This is a genomic window from Siminovitchia sediminis (assembly GCF_042680885.1).
GTDB lineage: Bacteria > Bacillota > Bacilli > Bacillales > Bacillaceae_C > Siminovitchia > Siminovitchia sediminis.
In genome coordinates this window covers 1-3,476 of sequence record NZ_JBHUEO010000043.1, presented here as the reverse complement: position 1 = coordinate 3,476, position 3,476 = coordinate 1, and the positions used below count along the sequence as shown (strand labels likewise).

Here is a 3,476-nt window from a genome sequence, read left to right as displayed (position 1 = left end):
TTATGCGAAGCTTCGCATAAAAAAGGTTATGTATAGTTAATGATTATGTAAAGTAAGGAAGTAAATCTATTACCTTTCAGCAAATTATTATTGTTTTACTTTACATTATCACCCTATTGTTATAACAGGCGGTTCGCCTAATATAACAATGGGAGGTACAGAAAGATGAAGGATGGTAAGCATCAGACACTTCAAGAAGTTTCATCACAAGTAGAAACATATTTTAGAAGTCTTTCTTACAACAAACAAAGAATAAGTTTTTATCAAAAAGGGTGGTCAGTTATTGAGCAATTTATGGTGGAAAATTCAATTGATTTCTACGAAGCAAAGGTCGGAGATGCTTTTATTAGTAAAATTCAAGGAACAAGTGACTATTCAGAACTTAGCAGGAGAGAAAAAGATTTAATTCGTTGTGCAAATGTGCTTACTGAATATCAAAATACTGGAAGTATAAAATTCAGGTCGATCTTAAAAAAATACCCACTTAAAGGAGAAATCGGAGAAGGAATTCAGGGTTACTTATCTTATAGAAAATCTCAAGGAGCATCAGATGATACTGTAAATAATAATAAGTTGTATCTTCATCGGCTTTTAGAATTTCTTGAATCGAATCAAGTAACGAACTTTTCAGAGCTAGATAATCAGCATATTTTAGAGTTTATTAACGGTTTAGGATACTATTCTAAATCAACAATCCATTGTATGCTTTCTTCTTTAAGAGGATTTTTAAAGTATTTATTTGAAAATGGGATTTCAGAATATAATTTGACCTATTTAGTTCCGAAAAGTAGTTACAAAAAAGAGGCTCGCCTCCCTACAACTTATACAAAAGATGAAATAAATCATCTTTTGGCATCCGTAGACAGAGGGAATCCAAAAGGAAAGAGAGATATCGTAATGGTCCTATTAGCCGCAAGGCTGGGATTACGTGCTTCGGATATTTGCGGATTGAAGTTTGAAAACATTCATTGGGAGACTAATACAATTCACTTAGTTCAGAAGAAGACAAAAGAAAAAATTGAGCTTCCACTTCTTACTGAAATTGGAAATGCCATTATTGATTATTTAAAGTTTGGAAGACCAAAATCGGATCTTCCTTATTTATTTCTACGGACAGGACAACCATACGACAAACTTGAGGAACCAACCCTTCATAATATTGTTTCTTTTTATTTAAAGCAAGCTGGAATTAAGAATATAGAAAATAAGAAACATGGTCCACATGCATTACGTCATAGTCTTGCCGGAATCCTTTTGGAAAAGAAAACGCCACTTCCTGTTATTTCGGAAGTATTAGGCCACACAAATACTGAGAGTACCAAAACCTACCTTAGAATTGATCTAGATACTCTTCGTCAATGTTCTCTAGATGTGTTGCCATTAAATACGCCTCTTTTTGAAGGGGTGAAATAATATGGAATACCATGGAACTAACGGGGACCTAATTAAACAATACATTACTTTTAAAAGAAGTTTGGGGTATGCATTTGATAATACCTATACTTTCAAAATGTTTGATAGATTTACTATTGAACATGGTGCTGATTTTATCGGTTTAACTAGAGGGTTAGCGGATAAATGGGCAGAAAAACGTCCGAATGAATCAGATGTTACACAATATAAAAGGGTAAATGACATTATTAATTTTTCTATTTATTTAAAACAACTTGGTTATGATACATATATTCCAAGGCAATTAAAATCGTATCAAAGTACCTTTACTCCTTACATTTTTTCAAAAGAACAGCTCGTGTTATTTTTTACAGCTTGTGATTCAATAGAAATTCATCGGAATTCACCTATGAAATTTATACTTCCTGTTCTTTTTCGGATGATTTATGGTTGTGGGCTTAGAGTAAATGAAGCTTTGAAACTTAAGAATGAAGATGTAAATCTTAATGAAGGCTATATTATTGTTAGGGAAACAAAAAACGGAAGTGACCGGGTTCTTCCATTATCAGATTCCTTAAAAGAGGTATGTATTCAATATAAGAAGAGCTATTTATCAAAACTCCCGGAATATCAATATTTTTTCACACAAGATAATGGAAAAAGATATGCCTCGGATACGGTTTATAAATGGTTTCGCAAAATATTATGGAAGGCTGGCATTCCCCATGGAGGAAAAGGATTAGGGCCACGAGTGCATGATTTTAGACATTCGTTCAGTGTCCACTCATTGGCAGAAATGTCCCGTAAGGGATTGGATTTATACTATTCACTTCCAGTTCTTTCAAAATATCTTGGCCATTCTTCTTTAGAAGCAACAGACAAATATGTCAGGTTAACTTCTGATATGTATCCTGAATTAATGACAGAAGTTAACAGCCTATGTTCATTCTTGTTTCCGGAGGTGACCAAACCATGAAACCGACGGATTTTTCGTTTTATCTCACAGGATTCCTTACGAAATATCTCCCTGGAGAAACTGGAGCGAGTAAAAATACAATTGGCTCGTATAGAGATACATTTATATTATTTCTTCGTTTTCTAAGAGACGTGAAAGAAATTCCAACTGATCAATTAACCTTAAGTATGGTGACAAAAAATAATGTAGTTGAGTATTTGGATTGGATTGAGGAAAACAGACGCTGTAGTACCTCGACAAGAAATGTGCGATTAGCAGCACTGCACTCTTTTTTCAAATACCTTCAATATGAAAATCCAGATAATCTATTGGAATGGCAGAAAATCCTTTCTATACCTGTCAAAAAAACAGAGAAAAAGACTATTAACTATATAACTCTCGATGGAATTAAACTCTTACTAAAGATGCCCAATTCAAGTACAATGGCTGGCCGCCGTGATTTAGCTTTATTATCCCTCATATATGATACAGGAGCTAGAGTTCAGGAAATTATTGATCTTACTCCATCCATGATCCGGTTTGATAAACCTTATACAATTAAATTAATCGGCAAGGGAAATAAGGCAAGAATAATACCTTTGATGGAGCCAACAATAAAAATTTTAAAAGTTTACATGGAAGAACAAGGTTTATTAAAGATTTCTGCAAATTTGTATCCTTTATTTTTTAATAATAGAAAAGAAAAACTAACTAGGGCAGGAGTTAATTATATCTTGACAAAATATAAGAATTTAGCTCGAAAAGAAGACCAAACATTAATACCGGAGGTATTTAGCTGCCATTGTCTTAGACATTCAAAGGCCATGCATTTACTTCAGGCTGGCGTAAATCTAGTTTATATAAGAGATATCCTTGGACACACTTCAGTTCAGGTAACTGAAATTTACGCAAAAACTGATTCAAAACAAAAAAGAGAGGCTATAGAAAACGCTTATGTCGATGTTTTACCTCATGAGGAACCAGAGTGGCATAAAAACGAAGATTTATTGAGCTGGTTAAGAAGTTTCAATAAATAACACCAGATAAAATGTAAAGTAAATCTAAACAAAATGCCGATTTGGCAATTGAAAAAAGGTTTACTTTACATTTTTTTTTACTATACATAACC

The 3,476-nt window shown here is 33.3% G+C and carries 3 protein-coding genes; all 3 read left to right on the top strand.

The genetic code is table 11. The features are described 5' to 3' along the window. The first annotated feature begins 165 nt into the window (after positions 1-165). The 3 genes from ACFSCZ_RS13500 to ACFSCZ_RS13490 are packed head-to-tail and all read left to right on the top strand — an operon-like array spanning position 166 to position 3,384. Positions 166-1,413 carry a tyrosine-type recombinase/integrase gene (locus ACFSCZ_RS13500; RefSeq protein ID WP_380774534.1) on the top strand — a complete coding sequence of 416 codons (1,248 nt, stop codon included), beginning with the start codon at positions 166-168 and terminating at the stop codon, positions 1,411-1,413. A gap of 1 nt (position 1,414) precedes the next feature. Beyond that, positions 1,415-2,368 carry a tyrosine-type recombinase/integrase gene (locus ACFSCZ_RS13495; protein WP_380774533.1) on the top strand — a complete coding sequence of 318 codons (954 nt, stop codon included), beginning with the start codon at positions 1,415-1,417 and terminating at the stop codon, positions 2,366-2,368. Beyond that, positions 2,365-3,384: a site-specific integrase gene (locus ACFSCZ_RS13490; protein ID WP_380774532.1), complete on the top strand. Its 1,020-nt coding sequence runs from the start codon at positions 2,365-2,367 to the stop codon at positions 3,382-3,384. Before ACFSCZ_RS13495 ends, ACFSCZ_RS13490 begins: the two co-directional genes overlap by 4 nt. Positions 3,385-3,476 lie beyond the last annotated feature (92 nt).